Below are 24,482 nucleotides of genomic sequence, written 5' to 3'. Positions count from 1 at the left end.
CTCCTTTTCTCCATTCTAACATGCAGAAAAAGAAATCGCAAAATCGTTATTTTAAAAAATCTTCTATCTTTTCAGTAATGAAATAACCATGAGTAACGATTCTTGCCGCTTCAGTTCGGCAATAAGGGCAGACGATTGGCATTTCTTTATCATTATGTTCGACTACATTATTGACTTCTTCGTATGCAAATTTTTTTCCGCAATTAGGGCATTTCATTTTTTCCATGTTATCTCAACTTCCTTTCATCTTTACCCTCTTAGCTTACTCTTATATTGAAAAAAAGAGAAGCGATAGCCTTTTTCTATGCAGATATCCATACCTGTTGAGTCTGTTTTCCATCAATTAATTGGACTTGATAATACGGACGTTCATCTTTAACTACAATTGCCCACTCTTTCACTTTTGCTTTTTTCCCGTAGTAGCTAACTGCTTCCTTCATCGCTGCTTGCGGTTGCTTGAACTCTTCCGTTTTTTCTATGTCAAATAGAGGTTCTGCTGTTTTTTCTGTATGATTCCTTACAGTTGCTTTCCCAGTGGTCGGGTTGACTGCTATGACTTGTCCTTCACAAAAAAACTGGTATTCATATGTTGCATTCGTAGGATTATCCAATTCTTTTTCCACTGTAAAATGGATAGAAGATATATTGTGTTTTTTTATTTCTTTTTTAGCGATTGCTGCTGCTTCGTTCAATGAGATCCGATATTCTTGATCACTAATATCATCCAAGTGAAAAGCGGCGCTGAGCAATCCTGTCATACCGGTAATCAATATTACGATGAGGGCAGCAGCACCAAACATCATTTTTTTCATTCTTCATTCTCCTGTTTCTTTTTTTAAAAGAATATCAAGAAATGAACGAACGAAAAATCGAATGAAACGAAAAAAAAGTGACAATTTTGTTATCTTTATTCGTGTAGTTCTAACGGCAACCCGTCTGGATCAAAGAAAAACGTCATTTTTTTACCTGTAAACGTATCTTCTCTTACCGGTTCAGATTCGATCCCTAGGGAATGCAATTCTGCAATTGTTTCTTCGATATCGTCTACTTTGAAAGCAAGATGACGCAAGCCACAAGCTTCTGGATAGTTTGGTCGTTGTGGTGCATTGGCAATTCCAAAAATCTCCAATTCGGCACTTCCTAGTTTCAGATCTAATTTATAGTCATCTCGTTCTTTGCGGTAGTTTTCTCTGATTACTTCAAATCCTAATTTATTAACATAAAAATCACGTGATTTCTGATAATCTGAAACAATGATGGCTACATGATGGATCGTTGTAAGGTTCATATAAGCACTCCTATTCTTCGTTTAAATTCGTATCTACCTTTTTCTCCAGCTCTATTGTAAATGTGTCAGCTTGAAAAAAATAGCTGTTTTTTCTTTTTATAAGAAAAAAGGCAAAAAAAAAACAGAAAGTAGGTCCTCCAAGACACTCTTCCTGTTCCCAATATAATAAATGAAAGTAAGAAATTATATTTTCAAGAAAACAAACAGAAAATTATCATAACACAAATTATTTATAATTGAAAGACTAGTTTTTTTTCAAGAAAAGCATACAATAGATTGTGTTAGTAAATACAGAACACACTACATTTAGTGTCTTAAGGAGTCCTCATACATGAAGTCATATTTTCAGTTTTTAGCTCATCAGCTAAAAGGCTGGCCGCAACAAAATTATTATCTTTTCTTTTTCAGTCTTGGCTGTCAGGTCATGACTCTTGTCAATAGTCCCATCACTTGGCTGTCCGTTATCACATTTATCGGTACCACGCTTGGTGTATTGTGTATTTTATCCATCAATGCGGCAAAATCAGTCAACGGTATTTTAGGTATTTTGTCTGCGATTTGTTTTATTATCGTTGGATTTTCAGCAAAGAACTATTTAAGTATCGGTGAACAGATTGCTTATATGATCACATTGGATATCCCCGTATTGTTAAGTAAAGAATGGAATCATAATATGGCTTCAAAAATCCGAAAATTCACTGGAAAAAGCTGGTTTATCGCAATCGTCAGTACTTTCCTTGTCTATCTTGTTTCAGGATTCCTGATTGGTCGTTATACAGATGATCCTCGCCCATGGATAGATGCCATTGCTTTTTCCATTAGCTTGACTGCTGGTATCATCAGTTTCTTGCGTTACAATAACCAATATTACTGGTGGTTAGCTTCAGGGCTTGCACAAATGGTCCTTTGGTATATTTCATTTACGCATGGATCTGCAAGTTTGGCAATGTTCGTGAACAGCTCTGTTTACTTGCTGAATGATGTCCTTGCATTTACCGTTTCTCCTTGGTATAACCAAAAAGAACGTGAACGTATGCAAAAAATGGAAGAAGAATACTACAACGCACAGCAACACGCATAAAAAATAGGCTTTTTCTCTAAAAATAGAGAGAAAGCCTATTTTTTATAGTAATTCCTTCAGATACTTTCTTGCCTCATCATTGAAACGCAGTGATTCTTCTAACTTCTGATAATATTCTAAGGCTTGTTTTTGCGCTTCAGTAAAACGATAATGTTTCCCTTTCCATTTGTCGATCGTCTCTTGTACATTCCCAGATTGGATATCCTTCACTACTAGCTGCCATTTTTCTTTTGAGACTGCGCGCTCTTTCTTATCAGCAGATTGTACGGCTTCTCGTTCTTTACGCAATACTTTTAAAAAACCATTTCTGACTATCCGAGGAATGCTGTCGAAGAATCCTTCCGTAAAACCATAGCGACAATATTGCTTCCAAATAAATAGATAGATTTTTGGTTGGATGAACCGTTGTTTTTTCGCAAAATATTCTATCTGAGCAATGACTTCTGGTGTTCGCTGACGTTTTGTCTTTCTCAATGCGGAAATAAACGTTTCAAAATAAGCATTAGGATGTGCTGGCACTTCTTCATAAACGATGGATTGCCAATCTTTACGTAAAAATGTGCGATAGTTGTTCAAGAATTCTTCTACATCCTTTACTAATTCTTCTGCAAAGTCGTCAAACAGTTCTTTCTTTATCTGTCGCTTTTTTGGCTGCCCATTGATGTGTTCACTGATTTTCTTGATTTCATTTTCCAATGCTTGATAATCCGCTATGTAAATCGGCATTTCTGCTTGGCGAAATTCTGCGAGACGCTGTGCTAATTTTATATCCGGTAAATACGGCTGTTTCATCCGTCGATTTTGGTACAGGACAAAACAGTATTTTTGCCATAGTTCTTCAGGAAAATCGATATTCTTTTGCTTAAGCCATAATAATTCATCTAAGGCCAGATCGACTTTTGTCATTCCCTGATGGATCGAAGCTGCTACTGTCGGAGAAACATGCAGGTGATCGGCAAAGTGGTTGATACCTAGCTTTAGGGTCTTTCCGGTTTTTGGCGATTTGACTATATATTGCACTTTTAATTCTCTCCCACATTCGCAATACAATTTTTGCTGGCTTCGTTTTGTTCGAAAAAACGGATTGATCTTGAAGTCAGAAAACACCCAATCTGTTGCGGCCAAATAATGTTCTTCCATAAAACGAGAGCTGATTAGATATCGGCGGTGCTTATCGACTAGTTCCCGCTGTTTTTTTGTTAATTTTGCATAGATCTCCCAACGTTGACTGCTTGTGTATTGTTTAGAGATCTTAATAGGATAGCTTTTGTTGATTTCTTTTGGAAACCATTCTTCAAAGACGGATTGCCATTCTTCCACAGCTATTTCTTTCCTTTCTAATTACAAAAAGCTGGCTACTAACATAACGTTAGCAACCAGCCAGTGTTTCTTGCTAAATTAGTGAGTTGTTCCGGCATTCCCGGAAATATCTTCTTTATTTTCTACTGCTGCTTCAACTGCATAAGTCAAAGAAGAAGCAATGTCTTCCAGAGACATAGAAGGTGTACCCACTGGACGATCGATCACTTGATCTGGTGAGAATGGTACGTGGATGAACCCACCGCGAATTGCAGGGAATTGCGTTTCGATCAAATGAAGCAAACGATACATGATATCGTTGCAGACAAATGTTCCTGCTGTATAAGAGATGTACGCTGGTAGACCATGATCTTGTACATTTTTTGTCATTGCTTTGATTGGCAATGAAGTAAAGTAAGCGGCTGGACCGTTTTCTTCTAAAGCCGTATCAAATGGCTGATTTCCTTCATTATCAGGAATTCTTGCTTCTGCTAGATTGATTGCGACACGTTCGAACGAGACTGCTGACCGTCCGCCTGCTTGTCCGACACAGATCACGACATCTGGTTGGTGCTGTTGGATGGCTTCTTTGACTACTTGACTGCTTTTTTCGAATACGGTCGGTACTTCCACTTTGATGATTTCAGCACCGCTGATTTCATCTGGCATTTTCTTTACTGCTTCATAGGCTGGATTCACTTTATCCCCACCAAATGGATCAAAACCTGTTACTAGTACTTTCATCTGTTGTTCCTCCGTCCGATTGATTTAACATATGGTTATCTTTTATCTTACCATTTTCTTTGAACAGCGTAAATAAAGGAAAGAAGAGTTTAAATAACATAACATAGCAAACTTAATATATTCTTATAAAAAAATAGTGTTCCACTACTTTGAAAGCGGATTATTTTACTATAAAATAAAGATAATCTGATGAAAATATCACCTATACCATTTATCGAAGAAAGGAAGTAAAAAATGAAAAAAATAACATTATTTTGCAAAATAGGACTTCTTTTAGGAAGTACCGTCATTAGCATGGTGCAAGCAGAAGCACATGCTGACACAGTCACAGACTCAAAAAACGAAATACGGATAACCGAACAAATGCCTCGATCAGGCGGGGTCATTTTGGATGATAGCGGGAAAGTGATTGGCACGACAGATCCCTCTCTCATAACGGATGCCCCTTTAGAATGTAGAGGATCTGTCCATATCCACCGCGGACATTGGACATACGGGACGCATAGTTGGCCGAGAGTAGCATGGGGAACCAAACAAGCTTGGTCAAATTTTAATCATTATGATAAATTCCACTATGCAACAGCAGTGGTTGGAGGTAGAAGATATACTGCTTATGCTGACCGTAACATGTATGCCTATGCCACTGTAGTAGGTGATAGCAAACACACAGGCTTAGCGTATTACGGCTGGTGATTAGCCACTTCTAAGTAACCACACCGATGTTTTCATCAGACGTCATTAAAAAGTTGCTACCTATTTTAACAGTAAAGGATCACATTTCATGAACAATAAACTTATTCGGTTGAATTTATTTGTCTTTTTTTCTATCCTTTCATTCATGATTTTCTTTTATATCCGAGAAACGACACAAGAAAGGATCATCGCCGACAGCTATTCGCTTCCTGAACAATACCGATCGTTCGATCTACCTCGAACGATCCAAGACGATCGACAAAATTTTTCGAGAAACCTGTCCATTTTGCTCGAAACGGCAGAAGAAGAACAGTTGAACGTACTTTTTCGTGAAACAAATTTCACACCCAAAATCACGAACGGAAAGCCTGACCCAAGTGTTGATTTAGTCGTGATCGACTATTTTTCCAATGAGCCTGATTTGAGAACGCTGCTGAATCATCCTTCAGCCAAACACCTCTCAACCCAACACTATACGATCAATTATGCTTCGTTCAACAATCATCCATTGATAGAGCTGCCTTCCTTTAAAGAAGCAACGAAATTTGTAGAAAGCCAAAATACAGAGCAGGTATCCGCGTTCATCGAAAGCTTGACGACTAAGTATAATGAACTCTATCAACCTTCATTCACGGTGCAGGATTTTCAATATACAGATTATTCAGAAACCATCATGTTGCTTGATTTTCGTCCTGTGAGGAATTTGATTATTATCAGTCTAGTCTTCTTCCTGTTATTTACCGCTCTATGGCTATTCGACAATGCAAGAAAGTTATCGATCCTACGATTGAACGGACTTTCTTGTGCGACGATCTTGTATAAAGTACTGCTAAAACAACTGCTCTTCCTATTCGCATCGTGTTGTTTTGCTCAATTAATCTTCGATCCATCGATCTTTCTTTCGAACATGGGCTACCAAGCGGCTTTTTTTGCCGTATCTGTCGTTAGCTCGCTGTGTGTCGTTTATTTCTTATGTTCCACTTCTTTTGCTGAAAAACTCAATAGGAGATCATATGCCAGAACCTTTATTTTTTCACTTTATCTCTTTAAGACAATCGCATTTGTCTGGTGCTTAGCCAGCGTCCTTACTGTTGTCGAACTGGTCAATCTATCACTTAGTCCTTCTACCTATCCGGATGAATTTTCTGAGTATGCAGTATTTTATAATACCTATTCAGGAAAAAACAACCATGAAGTCATCAGTATCGAAAACAATGTATTAAGTATCCAACAAGACCGCTTGTATCAACATCTAGAAGAAAACGGGATGCTGCTGATTGGTACAGTCAGTTACTTTATGGAAGAAAAAGAAATCAACCGCAAAATTTGTGTAAATGTCAATTATTTGCAAAAATACCCGATCATCAGCGTAACTGGACAAAAAATAACGATCTCTCCCGAGGAAACCCAACGTGTCTTTTTAGTACCGGAAAGATTGGAGAATCAGTTCCAAGAAATCAAAGAACATTATTTGCATGGTTACTTTCTGGATGAATCACAAGCTGATTTTTATCTCATCCGGTCCAAACAAGAGATCCATACATTCCACCCAGATGAAGAAATCATTCACTATCCGAATGTCATCGAAGTCCAAACAAGAAACAACAGTGCGGGAAACCTCCGACAAATCATTACTGGTGGTGGATATTTCGACCCAGTCAAAGTTCCTATCACTCAATCGGTCGAGAAAACATTCGAACCCATCAAAAAAGTACTGGAAGAAAATTATTTATTGGACAACTATCCAGCGCTCACCCCGCTTTCAGAAATCAAAAAAGTAGATTTACAAAGACAAATTGGTGAAATCAAACGACATAGTCTGGAAATTCTCTTCGCTCTTTATCTTTTGATCACGATGATTGCTTATCTCGTGCTGATTTCTTTGAAGATCAAAAAGCAGAAATATACGATTTGGCGATTGAATGGTATTTCCATGATCAAAACTTATCGTATGATTTTCTTGCCGTTTTTCATACAATATGGTGCATTGGTTTTATATACGACTTTCATGGATGCGCCTTTTGCTTGGATCCAGAGTCTGATTCTTTTTTCTATCTTAGAGATAGGAATGATTTTCTTCACCTTGCACCGTTTGGAAAGAAAAGAAAAAGCAACTATATTAAAAGGAGAATGATAGTCTGATGCCTCTCATCCAATTAGATTATGTAACGAAAACCTACAAACAAAAACTTGTCCTGGATGCTGTCTCTTTGTCGATCGATCAAGGAGAATTTTGGACGATCCACGGAAAAAGCGGTGCAGGAAAATCCACCCTATTGAATCTTTTGGGACTCATTGATTCATTCGATGAAGGAACGGTCTCGCTCTTTGGAAAAAGTGCGCCGAAAATCAACAGCAAAGCAGCTCTTTTACTACGGAGAAATAAAATCTCCTATCTTTTCCAAAATCATGGATTGATCGAAGATGAAACGATCATGGACAATTTGAACATCCCCTTCATCTATCAAAAGACCAGACGAAGAGAAAAAATCAAGCTGCAGCAAGAAGCTCTTGCCAAGGTTTCCTTAGACTATCCATTGAAAACAAAAGTTTATCGTCTTTCTGGCGGAGAAAAGCAACGCCTAGCTTTTGCCAAACTCCTACTAGAAGACAAAGAACTGATCCTAGCAGATGAACCCACTGGCTCTTTAGATAACGAGAACCGTAACCATATCTTGGATCTGCTATTCCAACAGCATCGCGTGGGGAAAACAGTTATCGTTGTGACCCATGATCCTTATATCATCGAAAAAAGTCCACGCTCTTTTTCGATAGATTCGTGGCAGGAAACTAAAAAAAGAGGTTGTGAAATCAGCGCTCTGACCTGAGTATTAGAAAAACAAAAAGGGGGTGTGACTAGTGTCACACCTCCTTTTTCCGAATAAATGGTGTTCCAGAAGTAGCTTCTTCGAAAAATAAGCCGAAATTCCACAAAAATTTGAGAAGCCATTTTCGTCAATTCCTTCTTATTTCTTGAAGCTGACCACTTCTGTCCCAACCTCTTTTTTTATTTAAATAAAATCATGTAAGCAATTTGGAAAACAAGCATGAACAAAGCAATGAAAAGTTGATTTTTGATCACACCGTATTTATCTTTCATTTCCAACATCGCCACTGGCACGATATTGAAGTTAGCAGCCATTGGTGTCAGCAAGGTTCCACAAAAACCGCAAGTCAACGCGACCATTCCTATTAACGCTGGATTCGCTCCATGGCTAAATACGAATGGTGCACCGATACCAACCGTCATCACGGTGATAGCCGCAAATGCATTCCCCATGATTACCGTAAATATCACCATGCCAAGAGCGTAAATGATGATACCGATGTTCACATTTCCTTCTGGAACGATCGTACCTACGGCATTGGAAATCACTGTTCCAACTCCGGCACTTGTAAATACCGCACCAAGAGAAGCTAAAAGCATGGGCAACATACTTAACGGCCCTACTGTACCCAGCATATCTGCTGCGTCATCTAAAAATGTGCTTGGGCGATTATCTCGAGAAAAGAACATCAAGATCAGCATAGCCGCAAAAACACCGACACCCACACCGACTAAAGCACCTAAATTGGTGAATAAAGCAAACAAAATCGCAAAGACACCGATACTCAAAGCTGGAATAAATATTTTCATTCCTAGTTTGTCTGACATTTTTTCCATATATGCTTTTGATGGAAGCCGACTTTCTCCTTTGCTGACTCTCTTAGCAATCGCGGGTATGGTCATCGCAAAGATCAAGCCGCCGTTCACGATTGCCGGAAGCCATCTTCCTCCTGCAATAACTACCCCTAAAACCGTCCAGAAAAAGGCTGAGCCGTAACGATGAGGATTGGTTTGATCTGTTAAGTTTCTTACTCCAGTGTAAATCAACACAAGTCCCATCACGATATAAAGGATCTCCAATAATTTATCGCCTAACAAAATATCAGGATTTGTAAAAAAGTCCATCTTATTGCCCCTTTCCTGAATAATATTTCTTCGCTAGCTTCTTTTCTTTAAGATAGAAGTAGACACTTGCCACGACTAAAGCTGTAATGGCCACTGGAACTTCCACTAAAGCAAGCTGTCCCAATGTTACGTCATATCCTAGATCTTTCAATGTGGATTGGACTAGCAATGCCCCTGCTCCTCCGATGAACAGTACTTGTCCAAAGAACCAGCAGACATTTTCCATAGCTGAAGCCATCCCTTTTAGTTCTTCTTCATGCTTCGGATGGACTTCTAACCCTTTTGATTCGATGGTCCCCAATGCCATAGGTAGAATGATCGGACGAACAAATCCAGCAACTCCACCAAAACTCACGTTAAAAGCTGCAAAGATCATTCGAAAGATCCCATAAATATCTACGATCATGCCAGCAGATACTTTTTTGAATCGCTTGATCAAGGAAGCCGCTGATTCTTTCAGACCATTTCTTTCAAGTGTTCCTGTCGCCAACATAATGATGATGAAAATCGCCATCCCACGATTGTTCACAAAACTTGTGCCTAAAAGTTCTAACATTCCTTGAATGCCAAGACCGCCAGTCAAAGCTGTCACAACTAAAGCAACCATTACGATCAATATCGAGTCTAATTTAAATGCGAACCCGAGAATAACGATCAAGACGCCTAAAAGGCTAAGATAATTTTCCATGTATTTTCCTCCATAAAATGACAATATTTTTTTAATTATAATGCAAAACACATAAAAAATATAGCTGTTTTCTTACGAAATAGACACTATTTTTAAATATTTTTCGTTATTTTTTTATTATATAATTCACCTTACTTATTGTAAGATAAAGCTTTTTTCAATCTAATGCTTGATAATAAATAAAAATAAGGAACAGTTACCGTTTTTTTTAAATGATTTATAAATAACAGATTAGTTCTATGCTGTTGAAAAGCATTTATTTTCTTTTCCGCTAATGATGTATCCATCGATGCTTGATGCACCTTAATAAGAAGAATCAGATTGCCGATAACTTGGTAGGTGTGCTATACTACAGAAAAAGATATACGATCTGCCACCGGGTAGGATAAAGAGGATGATCATTCCATTAGGTCTTTGAAGGGATGATTTTCCTCTTTTTGTGTATTTTTTTATAGTTAAGGAGGAATGTAAGTATGGCATGGATGGAATTAATCATAGCAGGGATTTTGGAAGTATTCTGGTCAACGATGATGAAATGGAGTGATGGTTTTTCCAAAGTCAATTATTCTTTCTACACAGTGATTGGAATGATTGCTAGTTTTTACTTTTTGTCAAAGGCAATCAAAAGTTTGCCGATGAGTCTCTCTTATCCTATTTGGACAGGGATTGGCGCGGTTGGTTCGGTCATTATTGGTGTGGTCTTGTTTCATGATAAGCTGAATCTTTCCACTTGGTTCTTTGTCGGGTTGCTGCTCATCAGCATCATTGGCATCAAAATCACTAGCGGTCACTAGATACTTAGACAAGCAGACAAGGACTGATCAGAAAAAGCGGGGCTTTTTATTTGATATTCCTCTTTCTATGAAAAAACAAGAAAATAAGACTAATGACCTAGCGACTTCTCTACTCATCAGGTGTATGCTTGTACTATCTATAGAAAAGGAGTGAATATTTTTGAAAAGTCTTTCGGTCCAAGAATTATCCAAGAACTTTGGTCACAAACAAGCCCTCAGCGATGTCAGTTTTAGCTTATCTCCTGGCAAAATCGTTGGATTAGTAGGTCCTAATGGCGCTGGAAAAACAACGATCATGAAAGCTATTTTAGGACTGATCCATTACTCAGAAGGAACGATCCGTATTGGTGAAAATGAGATTTCTCCCTCTAGTCATAAAGGATTAGAACAAGTAGGAGCATTGATCGAATATCCGGGTATCTATCCATTCTTAACAGGTTATGATCATCTGAAGTTATTCTCTGAAACAAACGATGTATCTGCTATCGACACTATCGTGAAACAGCTCAAGATGGAAAAGTACATTCACAAAAAAGCGAAATCCTACTCGTTGGGAATGAAACAAAAATTGGGAATTGCTCTTGCCTTACTGAACCATCCGTCTATCGTTATTTTAGATGAGCCGATGAACGGTTTGGATCCACAAGCAACAAGAGATGTGCGAAAAATCATTACCGACTTGGCTACTCAGGGCACCTCTTTCTTGATCTCCAGTCACTTACTCAGCGAGCTTGAAAAAATGGTCGATGAGCTGATCCTGATCAATCAAGGAAAAATCATCAAACAATGTACAATGGCTGAATTGAACCAAACAGCGCAAGATTTCATCGTTATCTCTACGACAAATGATCAAGCTGCTCGAACGATCTTGACAGACGCTGGATATCCCTTGGAAGATCCTGATAAAATCAAGCTTCTAAAAGAAAACGAAGAGTTATTAGGAACTGTTATCCAGTTATTGTCTGCAGAAAATGTCCATGTGACAGATGTCCAGCATCTGACGAATGATTTGGAATCTTCCCTATTGGAAATTCTGGATTCAGTAAAGGGGGAAGAAGAAAAATGACATTGCTTGTAAAACAAGAATTATTTAAATTGATCAAGAAAAAGTCAACTGCTGTTTTATCTGTTCTATTAGTCGCTTTACTCATAGGAACAGCACTTCTAGCCAAAAAATACACGACGATCATTGATCCAGTTGAAATGACTGCTCAGCTTTTCAGTGCCACATCTTGGATTGTCTTTATCATGATTGCTGCTGCAAGTACGATCATTTCAATGGAATCACAATATGGTACATTGAAAAATCTCCTTTATCGAAAGTATTCTCGAGGAGAAATATTAGTAAGTAAATGGATCACATTAGTTATTTATTCTATTTATTTATACCTTTTAGCTATTATTGTCACCGTGTTGATGAAACTGATCCTTTTCCCTTCGATTTCCTTTACGGAGAAGATTTCTACTGGTCAAACACTGATCCAAAGCTTATTCACTTATACTTTGGGTAGTTATATCGGTTTATGGCTAATTTTAAGTTTAGTGTTGATGATTGCTTGTTTTATCAATAGTTCCGGTGCCTCCATCTCAGCAGGGATCGTCTTTTATTTTGCTTCATCAATCATATCTGGTATCCTCATCGCACTCATTCAAAAATGGGAGTGGATCAAATGGAATCCAATCAGTATGCTGAATCTGCAAAACCAAATTGGCAACGAAGAGATTATGAAGCAATTGACTCATCTTTCTACTAATCAAATGCTGTTTGGCAATTTAGCTTACATTGCTTTGTTCTTAGCATTGGGATACCTCGTATTCAAGCGAAAAAATGTATGATGGTTCATTAACAAAGAAGTTGTGACAGAAGTGGCCAGTTTCAAGAAATTTCGGCTTATTTTTAGAAGAAGCTACTTCTTGAACACCATTTATTCAAAAAAAGAAGCGATGACACGAATGTTGTCACCGCTTCTTTTTTGAATAAACCACAGGCTTCACAGCCTCTCTTTATACTTCTATACGTGAAGCATCCCAGTGGCAAATAAAACCATTGCGATTACTCCGACCATCGTCACACCGATAAGTAAAATCTTATCTAAGTGGATATGTTGTACAGGTTCGTTTTGTTCTTTACGTGCTTTGAGGTAAAAATAAATACCTGGTAAGAAAAGAACAAGAACAAGCATCACTTCATTAAAGGCTACAACTAGCATGGCCCATACTTGAAAAGCACTTGCTAAAAACCCTACTAAAAATTGGACCCACTCTTTCCGCTGATAAGAAAGCTTCATTTGGTACAGCCCTAAGAAAAGCCACGTGAAGAAAATCGCTGCTGTACCAAGTGTATAAGCAAAGTTATATGCACTGTCAGTGAATAATAATGAAAGTAAAAAGACATTCGTACATAACGTCGTCAATACGATAGCATAAGTTGGTGCCCCATTTTTGTTGAGTTTTCCCCATGCTTTAGGCAAAAGTCCGTCCTCAGCCATATTCCCCATTGTTTCAATCGGCAAGATTGTCCATGAGAGCCAAACCCCAACTAAAGAAATGATCAAACCGCCGTTGATCACGACCGCCCCCCATTTACCAACCATCATTTCAAATACATATCCCATAGCAGGTTGCGCTTTGATCGTTTGCAGCTGATTCATCGTCATTGTGCCATATGGAAGCATGGAAACCAAGACGTAAATAATGATCAAACCGAATATTCCTAGAATCGTTGCTTTCCCAACATCCGATTGTTTTTTTGCTCGTGAACCTACGACAGAAGCTCCTTCAATACCAACGAATACCCAGAGCATCACCATGATGCAACTCAATACTTGACTAGAAAACGGGATCGGCTGCCCATTCGCATTCAATATGATATCGCTAGAAAAGTTATTAATGAATTGTTGGATCGAAAAGGTGCTGATAGCTACTACAATAAATAAAAATAATGGCACTAATTTACAAAATGTGACGATAGCATTGACAAAGCTAGCATTTTCAACTCCACGATTCACTAGCCATGCATATCCCCATAAGAAGATCGTACTCATCACGATCGATGCCACATTTTGACCACCTTCGAATACGGGGAAGAAATAACCTAATGCACTCATCAACAATGTTGCGAACGCCACGTTTCCTAACCAGCATGTGAGCCAGTAACCCCAACCGCTGATAAAACCAGCGAAACGGCCAAAACCTTCTTCTGCGTAACTAAAGATCCCGCCTTTTAAATCTGGACGTTTTTTATTGATATTATTGATCGATAAGGAGAGCATCAACATTGCTGTTCCTACGAGTACCCAGCTGAAGATAGCTGGGCCACCAGCCGATCCGGAGATGTCCGTCATAATACCAAATACGCCACCTCCAATCGCTGAACCAATCACTAAGGCAGCAAGTGGAATCAAACCAATTCCTTTTTTCTGTTGCTCTGTATCCATGTAAGCATCCTCCAAAGTAAAACCGCTTTTATCAAAAAGTATAACAAACCTTTTTTATTTTTACTTAATTAATAAAAACTTTAATAGAAATATAATTCTACCGACTTTTTTCTCATTATACAAGCAAAGCGCCTAGTCCCTTTCCAAATTACACCACCAAAAAACTTAAAAAGATGCTATACTAAAGGGAAAGAATTGGGGGATGATCCATGAACATTTTATATATATCGATTTCAGGAAATACGCGTGCTTTTGCCAAACATCTAGCAGAATATGCTGAAAAAATGCATGCAGAAGATCCTGTCAATCCTGAAGTTACTTTAAAAGAAATCCATGAAAATAGTGATTTTACGAAAGAAACAGAACCATTTTTTACTTTCGTTCCTACTTATTTAGACGGCGGGAATGGGTTAGACAACGGTGACACAGAAATCTTGACCGAAACGATGCGCGAATATCTGGAATACGAAGACAATCATAAACTTTGCCTTGGTGTAGTCGGTAGCGGTAATAAAAACTTCAATAATCAATATTGTCTGACAGCCAAACAATACGCACAAAGATTCGGCTTTCCTTTCTTGGCAGATTATGAATTACGGGGAACACCATCTGATGTGACACGCGTTTATCAAATTTTGGCAGAAAAAAATAAATAACACAAAAGAAGAAGCTGAAAAATAAATTTCGGCTTCTTCTTTTTATGTTCTCTATTGTTTCTATTCTTATTAAGCTTTGACATCCATCACAGGTGCTTTTGCTTTCGCTTTACCTGTTTTTTCCAAGACAAAGTTTTTTACACGATCCATATTGGTTACCAAGACGATCATGGAGGTTTCTTTGTCTGCTGCTTTGATTGCTTCTAAGTCAGCTTCTGCTACAAGCGTATCAGGTGTCACTTGCTGTCCTTCTGTTACTTTCACATCGAATGGCGTACCGCCTAAGTCAACTGTGTTGATGCCCATGTGAAGCAAGATTTCTAAGCCATTTGGTGTCGTAATGCCGATAGCATGTTTTGTTGGGAAAACAGAACTTATTACTCCAGTAACCGGGGAATAGATATGTCCGTTTTCTGGTTCTACAAAGTAACCTTCACCCATCATTTTTTGTGCAAAAACTGGGTCACTTGCTTTATCTAAAGAAACAACTGTTCCGTCAGCAACTGATGATAAGATAGTCACACTTTCAGCTGAAGCTTGAGGTACTGCTTTTTCAGGTACTTCATTTACTGTGGCTGTTTCGGTCGCTAGTTCTTCTTTTTCTAAACGGTCTTTAGGAATACCGAAGAAGAATGTAGCAACGAAGCCACCAGCGTAAGCAGCCAATAAACCAAGGATATAGCCTAACCATTTACCATCAGAGATCAATGGAATCAAAGCGGCTCCTGAAGGTCCAATAGCGATTGCTCCGACATTTCCGATCATTCCGATCACTGCCCCACCGATACCTCCACCGATACAAGCAGTAATAAATGGACGTCCTAGAGGTAATGTTACTCCGTAAATCAATGGTTCGCCGATTCCTAAGATTCCGACTGGTAAAGCCCCTTTGATCATTTCTGTTAATTCTTTGTCTTTTTTGCAGCGGATCCATAATGCCAATGCTGCACCCACTTGTCCTGCTCCGGCCATCGCAAGGATTGGAAGCAATAAGGTACGACCAGTTTCATCAATCATTTGTACATGGATTGGCGTCAAGATCTGATGTAGTCCGAACATGACCATTGGCAAGAATAATGTACCTAGAACGAAGCCGGCAAATGCTCCTCCAACACCAAGTACCCAGTTGATCCCACCGACCATGCCGTCAGAAATGAACCCTGCTAAAGGCATGATGAAGAAAATTTCGATCAGACCGATGGCAATCAGGGAAAGAGTTGGCGTAACGATGATATCTACCGCATCAGGTACTACTTTATGCAGTTTTTTCTCAACGATTGACAATAACCAAACTGCGAAGATAACACCTAAGATCCCGCCTTGTCCAGCTGCAAGAGCTTCACCGGTAAACAAGTTTTTCAGTGGTGCTTCTGGATTCATCCCTGTCAGCATCACAACAGCCCCGATAACTCCACCAAGCGTTGGCGTTGCACCAAAAACTTGTGCAGCATTGATACCTGTATAGATAACTAGATAGCTAAACATCCCGTTTTTCAAGATGTTCATCACATCGATATATTGTTGCCATGTTCCTGCGTCTAGTGTTCCAGCTGTGACTAAGTTTGCTAAAACTGCGGCAATCCCTGCCACGATCCCAGTGCCGACAAATGCAGGGATCATTGGTACAAAGATATTAGAGATGTCTTTTAATACCGATTTGATTTTAGAGGGTTTTTGTTTCGATTTTTGTGCCGCTTTCATTTCTTGTGCCCGTTCGTTTACACGGTCTTTTCCAGATGCAGAAGAACTTGCTGTAGTTGCACTAGCAGAAGGAAGTTTTTCTCCTAATTTCACGCCTGCTAAGTCAACCATTTCCTGCGCTACTTTGTTCACTTTCCCAGGTCCGATGATGACTTGGAGCTGTTCATCCTCTACTACGCCAAGTACTCCTGGAATCGCTTTTAATTCCGAGACATTTACAAGATCATCATTGATGACCTTCATACGTACACGAGTCATGCAGTGGACAATGCTTTCAACATTGCCCATACCGCCTGCTCCTTGATAAATTTGTTTTGCCAGTTCTTCCAAAGTCAATTCGTTTTTTGCCATGGTCTTTTCCCCCTCATAAGGTTCCTTTTACAAAACCGTTTGCTTCAGCTAATTTTGCTTGAGCTGCCTCTTTATCACTATTTGTCAAAATCATGACGATAGCCAGTTTGACATTTTGATCTGCTTCCTCAAAGTACTTTTCAGCTGTTTCGTAGTCAGCTTCTGTCGCTTGCATGATGATTCGTTTTGAGCGTTCGATTAGTTTTTCATTTGTTGGTTTGACGTCGACCATCAAGTTATTGAATACTTTACCGATACCGATCATACTGATAGTAGAAATCATATTCAAAATCAGTTTTTGTGCTGTTCCTGACTTCAATCGAGTAGAGCCTGTCAAAAATTCTGGTCCTGCATCGACTTCAATTGGGAAATCCGCATGCTTGCTGATTTCTGCTTGTTTATTGCAAGAAATCGTTCCTGTAACAGCACCAATCGATTTTGCGTAATCTAATCCACCAATCACATATGGTGTACGACCGCTAGCTGCGATACCAATAACTATATCATTTTTTGTTAAATTCAGCTTGATTAGATCTTCTTGCCCTAATTCATAAGAATCTTCGGCTCCTTCGACGGCTACAGTCATTGCTTCTTCTCCACCAGCAATTAGGCCTATGACCATTTCCGGTTCTACACCGAATGTCGGTACACATTCAGCAGCATCTAATACACCAAGTCTACCACTCGTTCCAGCTCCCATATAAATCAAGCGACCACCTTTTTTAAAGGATTCAATCGTGTTGGCGATCACTGGCTCGATACTTGTCAGTTCTTTTTCAACAGCAGCGGCCACTTTCTGATCTTCTTTGTTCATGAGTTGGACTGCTTGAGAAATACTCATTTCATCTAATCCAAAAGTTTCTTGGTTTCTGCGTTCCGTTGTTAGGTTCTCTAAATTGATTTTGCTCATTTTTATCTTCCTTCTTTTCTTATAAATTGATAGTTCATACCAGCTTTGATTTGGTTGATCAGCGGTAGTTCTTCTTTGATGACTTTGGCTACTACATTCACTTTTTCATCCGCTGGCAAATCATATTTAGTTAATTGGATCTCACCCATATAGCGCAAATACTTTTCGTTATCTAAAGTAATAGATCCTTTCATACGCTTAGCTGTATTTCTTACTGGGATTGGCGGAATCTCTCGAAAACGCGCATCTGCGCTTCGTATGACATCTCTTGCATCATCTTGCCGATTCGTATGTTTTCCTAATATATATTCGTAAAAAACTTCATCTACAGGTTCCGTATGGAGCAAGACTGTCTGTTCTTTTTGGAAAGAAGCAAATTGCTCCTGAACGTGTTCTGACAGACCTGCATCTCCGATATAAACAATATCCGTGTTACTTGCTAATAGATCAAGAGCACCTGCCAGAGGATGGATCCCTCGATGTTCTTCCAAAGTTGGTAATCCTTGATACAGTGGACCTCTCAACTCTGTATCTCCTGGTACAAAGCCTTGTACAAGGAATCCTTGAGTTTTGAGCCATTGATTTTTTTCCTGATACCATTCTTTGTCCAGCCCTGTTTCAGGACGTGGATAATAATTATGCCAAGCTTCAATCTGTGAGAAATCAGCCGCTGCTTCTTTCAACTCATCGATATCTTTAGGCGTGATCGTGCTGGCATTCAAACTGATTTTCAATTGATGTGACCAGTCGGCGATCTGCTGATTAGAAATATGATAATCCATTCTTAACCCTGTTACACCAATTGCTTTCAAGGGTGTTAGATCTTCTAATGAAAAGCCAGCTCGTTTCAATGCCTCTCCTGAAATATCGACCATCAACTCTAGTTTATTCTTTTTCGCTTCGCTTCCTAGTTCGATCAATCGATTTTGATAAGCCGAAACATCATCTTCCGGTATATGCATGGAAGTGAAAATACCGACAAAGCCATTGGATGCCATTTGGCGGATATACTGTTTCTTCTCTTCTGACAAAGAATCATTCATAAATATTGAAAAGCCAAACATATTATCCCTCTTTTTCTGTATCCGTCTTCATTTCTATGACTAGAGTATATATCTAAAGAAACAAAATTTCAATACTTTTGTTAAAATAATTAAATTTTATTTCTAAAAATTGGATTTATAATGCCAAAAGAATTGACACAGCCACAAAAAAGGCACTGCTAAGCAAAAGCAGTGCCTTGAAACATTTTATTTAAATAACACAAAAGTCTAATTACTCATAAGAAATTAATTCTGTATTGTCTACCATGAATGTAAAGAACCCTTCATTAGGCATTGGATGAAAATAAGCATTGATCACTCTTATCAAGGCATTATGACAGACTAACAAGTAGACATTTTCTTCGTCTTCCATGCATTCTTTCAATAAAGGAACGATCCGTGCGTACACATCTAAGACCGACTCTCCATTTGGGAAACGTACAGCAAACGCTAAACGCGCTTTTTGAAAGTTTTCATCTTTGCTTGGCAGTCCGTCATAATCCCCAAAATCCATTTCTACCAATCGCTCATCAGCGGTCATCGGCAAATTGAGACGATCAGCTACTGCTTGTGCTGTATCTCTTGCTCGTTGAAGAGGGGAATGGATGATTTTCGTGATTGGAACAGGCAAATCTACTACCTTTTCTGCTAGTGCCTGTGCCTGCATCTGTCCCTTTTCAGTCAGCGGCACATCTGCTCGCCCGCAAACTAATCCTTGTGCGTTCCAAGTTGTTTCTCCGTGTCTCGTTACATAAAGCATGTGATTCTCTCCTTCGTTGACAAAGTTCTCCTTAACCATACCTTGTTGTCTTTGAGATTACAAGGTTTAGATTTTCTCAAGAGAAATAATCTCAGTAGATACTTTATCTAGAAAGGTTTGATCATGTTCCACTAGTAACATAGCAGGTTTCACGTTCAAAATCAGTTGTTCTAATTGTTCTTGATTGAAGACATCCAAATAATTCAATGGTTCATCCCATATATAGAGCTCAGCTGGTTGGGATAAAGATTTAGCCAATTCCACTTTTTTCCGTTGTCCCATACTCATCTGTTCGATTTTATTATGAAAAACATCTCTTTCCATCCCAAGCTTTCGGAGATTATTCAAAAATGCTTGATAGTCTACTCGGTTTTTCTTCGCGAATTCCGCCAATGTCCCTCGATTGTCTTCATAATTTTGGCGTACGTAACTAATGGTCAAATGTTTGGGCTGGGATTTTTCTCCTACAACCTTGCCGTTGAATGTCCCCAGAAGATAATGGATAATGGATGACTTTCCCGCGCCGTTAGGACCTGAAATTGCCACCCGCTGATGAGGTTCGATCGTAAAATGAACTGGCTCGAATAACAGATTTTCATACCCTAATTGAAGATTTTCTACGCTTAACAGCCGTTTATGATGAGACACTTGGCTATTCATCGTCAAAGCATCGATATACTCGATATCTTTTAATAATTTTTCTTTCTCACTGATCTGGGTTTCCATCCGATTCACGATTGCTTTAGATCGTTTCATCGTCCGTGCAGCATCAGCGCCTACTGCTCCTTTATTCACTCGCCTAGATTCCGTATCGATGAATCCGACTTTTTTCTTTGTTTTGTCTCCTTCTCGGGAACGAGACCATTCTGCTTTTTCAGCTGCTGTTTTCTTTAGCCTGCTGACTTCTTTTTTCAATTTTTCATTTTTAGCTATTTCAAATTCATCACGAAGTTTTTTCTGTTCTTCATAGATAGAGAAATTCCCTTGATAAAGTTCCAGTTGGCTCTTTTCGATTGCTAAAACATGGTCCACTACTTCATCGATAAATCCCCGATCATGACTCACCACGATGAATCCTTGTTTTTTCTTTTTCAAGTAAGCCGCTACTTGTTTTCTGCCAGAGATATCCAAATGATTCGTTGGTTCATCGATTAACGGGAAATGAGTGTCATCCACAAATAAGAGTGCCAGTAGGACTTTTGTCTTCTCTCCTCCTGATAGTGTGCTGAATTCTCTCCATAAGATTTCAGGATCTGTTTGCATCAGTTGGAGCTCTCTTTCAATTTCCCATATCTCAAAATCCGTAATCTCATTTAACACATAATAGGTCAAACGCTCTTTATCTTTTGTTTGCTGCGGGAAATAGACAAACGCTTGCTGATGGATCACTTGCCCTTGATAAGGGAGTTTGTTTTGCAGGATATTCAGTAAAGTTGTCTTTCCTCGACCGTTTCGTCCGATAAGTCCTAGTTTCCATTGTGTGTCAAAGTTTAGATTGGCTTGTTCAAATAATAATGTGCCTTGGCTGTCATAGCCGAATGTCAGATTTTTTATTTCGATTTTAGACATTATTCCATCACCTCGTAAAAAAAGACCAGTCCTATTTTCAAAACTGGCTAAAGAGGATGCAAGGGTTGGGGCACACAAAAAGACCCATACATCGAAAGAACCAAGCCAATCCCGAAAATCTGCACACTGCTCCCTTGTCTCCACAAGGTACAGTCTGAATGCAGCTTTCATCAATCGACTTAATTTTTCAATGCACGGATCCCTCACTTTGTCCTATATTTGAAATTACGATAGCATAAAGAAATTGTTTTTGTCAACTACTTCGGGAGAATGTTGAAAAATCTGCTGAGTGTCTGTCCTAAGATTTCTGTTTTTTCTAATGTTTGCCTGTGTTCCATTGCTTCCTCTAAATCGATTGGTCCTAATTGAATGCTTAAGACAATGGGGAGAAAATCAGAGAGTCCTTCCAGCTCTTGGTCTCTACTTCCGCAAATAGCGATTATTGGTTTTCGATATTTTTTTGCAAGCACTGCTACGCCATATGGAACTTTTCCGTGGATTGTTTGCTGATCAATCCGCCCTTCTCCTGTAATGATGACATCCGCTTGTTCGATCTGTTTTTCTAATCCAGTGATTTGGCTGACCAACTCAAAACCAGAGATCATCTTCGCTCCTAACAAAAAAAGGGCTCCGCCAATACCGCCTGCTGCTCCGCTTCCTGGGATGTCATCTAAATCCACCTCCCAAACATCTTTTATCTGCTGAGCAATCTTTTCAGCTTGTTTATCCAAGAAAGCTAACGTCGTATCCGTTCCTCCTTTTTGTCTTCCAAATTGCCAAGCAGCTCCTTGTTGACCTGTATATGGGTTGGTCACGTCTGCAGCGATGATCACTTTTACTTTAGAAACAAGAACGTTCCTTCGATCCAAATGAAGTTTTCTAGTAGATAACAAAGGATTTCCTTCTGTGTACCCTTCTAAAGAAGCACCCAAGGATTGGAGTAATCCTAGACCACCATCGCTACATCCGCTTCCTCCTAAAGTGACAATGATTTGTTCCACTTCTTGAAGCAGTGTATCTTTGATAAGCTCTCCCAAGGCATAACTAGAAGCAAGTCGGATGGTTTGATCCGTTGGTTTATCAAGTAAATCTAATCCTAATACTTGTGCAGATTCAATGACTGCGGTATTTTTTCCTTGCCAGTTCGTCAATAAATAACTGATTTTTCGCTGACGAAATAAGAGATCCATCCCATCAATCGTACGCCAGGTTCCCCCGAGCGCGTAATAGATTGCTTCTGCAGTATTTTCTCCGCCATCTGCAATCGGCACATTGATTTTTCTTCCTTTACGGTCTTCCCAACCATTTAGAACTGCCTGATTTAATTCAAATGAAGAAGCACTTCCTTTAAATGAATCGATTGCCGCCAAAATATCCATCTATATCCCTCACTTTCTTCTTAAGTAAGACACTTTTTTTCACTTTTTTCAAACAAAACAATGCTATTTTCTTCTGTTTTTCTATATACTAAAAGGGAACTCATTGAATAAAGGAGAGAAAAAACATGAAAATCGCAATAGCTGGAGCCGGAGCAATGGGCAGCCGAATCGGATTAATGTTGCATCAAAGCGGAAATGAGGTCGTCTTGATCGATCGCTGGCCTGCTCACATTGAAGCCATTCGTACAAATGGATTGATTGCTGACTTTAATGGCAAAGAAGTAGTTGCAAAACTGCCAATCTATTCACCAGAAGAAATCATCGAAAGCAACAAACACGTGGATTTGATCGTAGCCTTGACAAAAGCGAATCAATTAGATGATATGTTTCGTTCGATCCAATCCATTATTACTGAGAATACTTATGTTTTGTGTTTACTGAATGGATTAGGTCATGAAGATGTACTGGAAAAATATGTACCAAAGAAAAATATCTTATTTGGGATCACGATGTGGACAGCTGGTCTAGCTGGTCCCGGAAAAGTCACATTATTAGGTGATGGAGAAATCGAACTAGAGAACTTGGAACCAGAAGGCGAAGCATTTACAAAAAAAGTTGTAGAAGTCTTTCAAGAAGCAAAATTGAATCCAATCTATAGTCATAATGTTCGTTATTCCATTTGGCGAAAAGCTTGTGTAAACGGAACATTAAATGGATTATGCACGATATTGGATTGTAATATTGCTGAATTAGGTGCGCAAAAAGCGGCAGAGGGCATGGTTCGAACGATCGTATCTGAGTTTGCTTCTATCGCAGCAAAAGAAGGAATCACATTAGATCAAGAAGAAGTGTACCAACATATTGCTTCTACTTATGATCCTGACAACATCGGGTTGCATTACCCATCTATGTACCAAGACCTGATCAAAAACCATCGTTTGACTGAAATCGACTACATCAATGGTGCCGTTTGGCGAAAAGGACAAAAATATGATATTGCTACACCATATTGTGCCTTTTTGACCCAATTAGTCCATGCAAAAGAAGGAATCCTTGGCGCAGAATAAAAGGCTCTCTGATGAGAATCAGCTGGATCAGCAGCTGGTTCTCATTTTTTTACCCCCATGAAAGATCAAAAAGAAAAACACAATTCTCATGTTGCCATAAGAATTGCGCTTGTTTATTTTCATCTATGATTGGTTGGCACTTTTATTTATTTTTAACAGAGGAAAGATCGTATTCATATTGTTCATAAATAGCGGAGTCAGTAGTGAAAAAACGTTTTGCCCAATTTTCTGCATCAAAAAATTCCAACAGTTCTGATGGGATTGGTTGAAATGGCGTATGCAAAAATTCCGGTAATTCATCTAAATCACGTTCTTGAAGCAAAAAAATATTTTCAGGATGATAAAACTGATAATGAGCTATGGCTTGATTATCTGTCACTAGTTTCTTTTGAAAATACATAGATTCAAACGTTCGCAAAGTCACTCCTTGCTGCCCTTCCCGCAACAGTTCTAGAATCCCCCTCGATTCCCCGGTTTTTTTCAGATACTCTTCATAAGTAAGGTATCCAGGTTGTTCATTTCCTCGAAGCGGAAGAATGAAATAGTTGGTCGTAACATCTCTTTTTATAAATTCCTGCTTATAGCTTTCTGCTCGTTCTTTTCTCCCATTATTCGTTGCACCAAAAAATAGATCCGTCTTTGGTTCGCTAGAAGAAAAATCCATATGTTTCGAATAAAAGGAACTATTATGTTTTAGTCCAAGTTCTTTCGCTTCTAAAAAATCAAAATGATAAATCTCATCGATTGCCGGTTCATCTTGTGCCTGCTTCAGCATCGCCTCGTGTTCTGCTTTGAAGTGGTTCCAAAAAAATAACACGATTTTTGCATTGGTAAATGGACGCACGCGTCGAGCCATCTCCATATCAAATCCATAATCTAAAAAAACGATCAGCTGATAATTTGCCAACTGTTGTCGAGCTGATTTAATGAATTCCGACTGTAGTAAATCTTTTCCGGACCAAACATCTAAAGAGCGGATGGAAGGAAAAAAATAAAGTGATTTATTTTTCGCAATTAGCAATACGTCGTTTTTGTTCATCTGTTCCGCCTCACTTTCTCTGTCACTTTTT

24 protein-coding genes are annotated in these 24,482 nt (G+C 38.9%); 9 read left to right on the top strand and 15 right to left on the bottom strand.

The features are described 5' to 3' along the window. Positions 1-46: 46 nt before the first annotated feature. The 3 genes from OZZ83_RS12350 to gloA2 form a co-directional block, all read right to left on the bottom strand. Positions 47-226 carry a hypothetical protein gene (locus tag OZZ83_RS12350; protein WP_002308376.1) on the bottom strand — a complete coding sequence of 60 codons (180 nt, stop codon included), beginning with the start codon at positions 224-226 and terminating at the stop codon, positions 47-49. A 76-nt stretch (positions 227-302) separates the two neighbouring features. After that, on the bottom strand, positions 303-812 hold the full coding sequence (locus tag OZZ83_RS12345) for a hypothetical protein (protein ID WP_002313430.1): 510 nt from the start codon (positions 810-812) through the stop codon (positions 303-305). A 95-nt stretch (positions 813-907) separates the two neighbouring features. After that, positions 908-1,288: an SMU1112c/YaeR family gloxylase I-like metalloprotein gene (gene gloA2, locus OZZ83_RS12340; protein WP_002313429.1), complete on the bottom strand. Its 381-nt coding sequence runs from the start codon at positions 1,286-1,288 to the stop codon at positions 908-910. Positions 1,289-1,619: 331 nt separating this feature from the next. On the opposite strand from gloA2, the gene pnuC reads away from it, so the two are divergent. Beyond that, positions 1,620-2,369 carry a nicotinamide riboside transporter PnuC gene (gene pnuC, locus OZZ83_RS12335; RefSeq protein ID WP_002334906.1) on the top strand — a complete coding sequence of 250 codons (750 nt, stop codon included), beginning with the start codon at positions 1,620-1,622 and terminating at the stop codon, positions 2,367-2,369. Between the two features lie 42 nt (positions 2,370-2,411). Here the strand turns inward: pnuC and OZZ83_RS12330 are convergent, their stop codons facing one another. Beyond that, entirely contained in the window at positions 2,412-3,689 is a 1,278-nt protein-coding gene (locus OZZ83_RS12330) for a hypothetical protein (protein ID WP_002313428.1), read from the bottom strand. A gap of 78 nt (positions 3,690-3,767) precedes the next feature. Then, on the bottom strand, positions 3,768-4,412 hold the full coding sequence (pcp, locus tag OZZ83_RS12325; protein ID WP_002287081.1) for a pyroglutamyl-peptidase I: 645 nt from the start codon (positions 4,410-4,412) through the stop codon (positions 3,768-3,770). Positions 4,413-4,646: 234 nt separating this feature from the next. Between pcp and OZZ83_RS12320 the strand changes: the two genes are divergently transcribed. The 3 genes from OZZ83_RS12320 (at position 4,647) to OZZ83_RS12310 (ending at position 7,933) form a co-directional block, all read left to right on the top strand. Continuing rightward, complete coding sequence (locus OZZ83_RS12320) at positions 4,647-5,105, top strand: hypothetical protein (protein WP_278023381.1); 459 nt, start codon at positions 4,647-4,649, stop codon at positions 5,103-5,105. 88 nt (positions 5,106-5,193) lie between these two features. After that, on the top strand, positions 5,194-7,239 hold the full coding sequence (locus tag OZZ83_RS12315) for a bacteriocin-associated protein (RefSeq protein WP_195943392.1): 2,046 nt from the start codon (positions 5,194-5,196) through the stop codon (positions 7,237-7,239). Between the two features lie 7 nt (positions 7,240-7,246). Beyond that, positions 7,247-7,933 (top strand): ATP-binding cassette domain-containing protein, encoded by a 687-nt coding sequence (locus OZZ83_RS12310; RefSeq protein WP_278023382.1) that lies wholly within the window; start codon positions 7,247-7,249, stop codon positions 7,931-7,933. Positions 7,934-8,112: 179 nt separating this feature from the next. Here the strand turns inward: OZZ83_RS12310 and OZZ83_RS12305 are convergent, their stop codons facing one another. Beyond that, positions 8,113-9,057: a DUF979 domain-containing protein gene (locus OZZ83_RS12305; protein ID WP_002308361.1), complete on the bottom strand. Its 945-nt coding sequence runs from the start codon at positions 9,055-9,057 to the stop codon at positions 8,113-8,115. A 1-nt stretch (position 9,058) separates the two neighbouring features. After that, on the bottom strand, positions 9,059-9,745 hold the full coding sequence (locus OZZ83_RS12300) for a DUF969 domain-containing protein (RefSeq protein WP_002308360.1): 687 nt from the start codon (positions 9,743-9,745) through the stop codon (positions 9,059-9,061). A gap of 473 nt (positions 9,746-10,218) precedes the next feature. Between OZZ83_RS12300 and OZZ83_RS12295 the strand changes: the two genes are divergently transcribed. From OZZ83_RS12295 to OZZ83_RS12285, 3 genes are all read left to right on the top strand, one after another. Then, complete coding sequence (locus tag OZZ83_RS12295) at positions 10,219-10,539, top strand: DMT family transporter (protein ID WP_002308356.1); 321 nt, start codon at positions 10,219-10,221, stop codon at positions 10,537-10,539. Positions 10,540-10,699: 160 nt separating this feature from the next. Continuing rightward, complete coding sequence (locus tag OZZ83_RS12290; RefSeq protein ID WP_002334911.1) at positions 10,700-11,605, top strand: ABC transporter ATP-binding protein; 906 nt, start codon at positions 10,700-10,702, stop codon at positions 11,603-11,605. Further along, positions 11,602-12,375 carry an ABC transporter permease subunit gene (locus tag OZZ83_RS12285; protein ID WP_002308353.1) on the top strand — a complete coding sequence of 258 codons (774 nt, stop codon included), beginning with the start codon at positions 11,602-11,604 and terminating at the stop codon, positions 12,373-12,375. Before OZZ83_RS12290 ends, OZZ83_RS12285 begins: the two co-directional genes overlap by 4 nt. A 176-nt stretch (positions 12,376-12,551) precedes the next feature. Here OZZ83_RS12285 and OZZ83_RS12280 read toward each other — a convergent pair whose 3' ends face one another. Beyond that, positions 12,552-13,976: a basic amino acid/polyamine antiporter gene (locus OZZ83_RS12280; protein WP_002306103.1), complete on the bottom strand. Its 1,425-nt coding sequence runs from the start codon at positions 13,974-13,976 to the stop codon at positions 12,552-12,554. A gap of 209 nt (positions 13,977-14,185) precedes the next feature. Between OZZ83_RS12280 and nrdI the strand changes: the two genes are divergently transcribed. Continuing rightward, positions 14,186-14,632 (top strand): class Ib ribonucleoside-diphosphate reductase assembly flavoprotein NrdI, encoded by a 447-nt coding sequence (nrdI, locus tag OZZ83_RS12275; protein ID WP_002308351.1) that lies wholly within the window; start codon positions 14,186-14,188, stop codon positions 14,630-14,632. Positions 14,633-14,701: 69 nt separating this feature from the next. Here nrdI and OZZ83_RS12270 read toward each other — a convergent pair whose 3' ends face one another. From OZZ83_RS12270 to OZZ83_RS12245, 6 genes are all read right to left on the bottom strand, one after another. After that, positions 14,702-16,684 carry a glucose PTS transporter subunit IIA gene (locus OZZ83_RS12270; protein ID WP_002308350.1) on the bottom strand — a complete coding sequence of 661 codons (1,983 nt, stop codon included), beginning with the start codon at positions 16,682-16,684 and terminating at the stop codon, positions 14,702-14,704. A gap of 13 nt (positions 16,685-16,697) precedes the next feature. Beyond that, a complete protein-coding gene (gene murQ / locus OZZ83_RS12265; protein ID WP_002306098.1) occupies positions 16,698-17,594 on the bottom strand; it encodes an N-acetylmuramic acid 6-phosphate etherase in 897 nt (298 codons plus the stop codon). Positions 17,595-17,596: 2 nt separating this feature from the next. Further along, positions 17,597-18,658, bottom strand: coding sequence for a DUF871 domain-containing protein (locus OZZ83_RS12260; RefSeq protein WP_002306097.1), 1,062 nt, complete (start codon positions 18,656-18,658; stop codon positions 17,597-17,599). A gap of 211 nt (positions 18,659-18,869) precedes the next feature. Then, complete coding sequence (locus tag OZZ83_RS12255) at positions 18,870-19,397, bottom strand: histidine phosphatase family protein (RefSeq protein ID WP_002320007.1); 528 nt, start codon at positions 19,395-19,397, stop codon at positions 18,870-18,872. A 66-nt stretch (positions 19,398-19,463) separates the two neighbouring features. After that, positions 19,464-20,966, bottom strand: coding sequence for an ABC-F type ribosomal protection-like protein Eat(A) (gene eat(A), locus OZZ83_RS12250; RefSeq protein WP_002334914.1), 1,503 nt, complete (start codon positions 20,964-20,966; stop codon positions 19,464-19,466). Positions 20,967-21,223: 257 nt separating this feature from the next. Beyond that, a complete protein-coding gene (locus OZZ83_RS12245; RefSeq protein ID WP_278023383.1) occupies positions 21,224-22,345 on the bottom strand; it encodes a glycerate kinase family protein in 1,122 nt (373 codons plus the stop codon). A 125-nt stretch (positions 22,346-22,470) separates the two neighbouring features. Between OZZ83_RS12245 and OZZ83_RS12240 the strand changes: the two genes are divergently transcribed. Beyond that, entirely contained in the window at positions 22,471-23,412 is a 942-nt protein-coding gene (locus tag OZZ83_RS12240) for a 2-dehydropantoate 2-reductase (RefSeq protein ID WP_002293798.1), read from the top strand. Positions 23,413-23,554: 142 nt separating this feature from the next. Here the strand turns inward: OZZ83_RS12240 and OZZ83_RS12235 are convergent, their stop codons facing one another. Beyond that, the gene (locus tag OZZ83_RS12235; RefSeq protein WP_002334915.1) at positions 23,555-24,451 is read right to left on the bottom strand and encodes a hypothetical protein; all 897 of its coding nucleotides are present in this window, start codon (positions 24,449-24,451) and stop codon (positions 23,555-23,557) included. Between the last annotated feature and the right edge of the window lie 31 nt (positions 24,452-24,482).

This window comes from Enterococcus sp. E5-162 (assembly GCF_035725965.1).
Classification (GTDB): domain Bacteria; phylum Bacillota; class Bacilli; order Lactobacillales; family Enterococcaceae; genus Enterococcus_B; species Enterococcus_B lactis.
Note: the sequence above shows the minus strand (reverse complement) of the source record. Positions and strands in the feature narration are given on the sequence as shown.